Origin of the sequence: Citrobacter sp. TBCS-14 (assembly GCF_005280805.1) — a bacterium.
In the GTDB taxonomy this organism is placed as follows: domain Bacteria; phylum Pseudomonadota; class Gammaproteobacteria; order Enterobacterales; family Enterobacteriaceae; genus Citrobacter; species Citrobacter gillenii.
On record NZ_SZWM01000600.1, the window covers coordinates 1 to 209 of the forward strand.

Here is a 209-nt window from a genome sequence, read left to right on the forward strand (position 1 = left end):
CGCTCAGCCGCTGTGGCGCTGGGTGCTGCATGCGCAAATTGTCATTGTGCCAGTGGCGCTGCTGCTGACCGGCACCCTTAACGATCTTTCTCTGCTCAAAGAATATGCCAACCGCCATGATGTCTTTGATGATGCTCTGGCGCAGCACCTGACTATTCTGTTCGGTACTGTGGTGCCTGCGCTGTGTATTGGCGTGCCGCTGGGTATCT

Annotated in this window: 1 pseudogene; it reads left to right on the forward strand. The window is 56.5% G+C overall.

Annotated elements, in window-relative coordinates:
* A pseudogene (locus FDX22_RS20180) lies at window positions 1-209 on the forward strand (ABC transporter permease); the annotation flags it as partial.